This window comes from Gluconobacter thailandicus F149-1 = NBRC 100600, from assembly GCF_000964465.1.
GTDB lineage: Bacteria > Pseudomonadota > Alphaproteobacteria > Acetobacterales > Acetobacteraceae > Gluconobacter > Gluconobacter thailandicus.
This window is the reverse complement of the sequence record NZ_BANH01000123.1, coordinates 1-407: the sequence shown is the minus strand read 5'-3', so window position 1 is coordinate 407 and position 407 is coordinate 1. Positions and strand designations below refer to the sequence as shown.

Annotated in this window: 1 protein-coding gene and 1 pseudogene; both read right to left on the bottom strand. The window is 53.8% G+C overall.

What is annotated here, in order from left to right; all coding sequences use genetic code 11:
• A partial coding sequence (locus tag B7444_RS16525; protein ID WP_252365390.1) for a transposase occupies positions 1 to 247 on the bottom strand: 247 nt, incomplete at its 3' end.
• Positions 201 to 407, bottom strand: a pseudogene (locus B7444_RS17320) (hypothetical protein); the annotation flags it as partial. The gene B7444_RS16525 and the pseudogene B7444_RS17320, both read right to left, overlap by 47 nt.

Genomic DNA, 407 nt, shown 5'->3' with positions numbered 1-407 from the left:
TTTCGATGAGGTGGCGCTTTTTATACAGATGCCAGTCGTAAGGCAGCTTTGATTCCCGGTTCTTCTTCGGGGGAATACAGGCAGTGATATTGCGTTCTGCAAGCGATAACCTGATCCGGTTGCTGTCATAGCCTCTGTCCCCAATGACTTCTTCTGTCTCGTCGGGAAGATCTGCCAGAAGCACGTCTGCGCCTCTGAAGTCACTGACCTGTCCCGCAGTCAGATGAAGACGGACAGGCCGGCCCAGACCATCGCATACGGCATGGAGTTTTGAGTTCAGGACGCCTTTTGTCCGTCCGATATGACGGGGAAAAGCCCTTTTTGAGCAGAGACGCCGCCGTTCTGTGTGCCTTGAGATGTGTTGCATCGATCATCAGGCGCTTTGAACGGCCAGCCTGTTCTGTCAG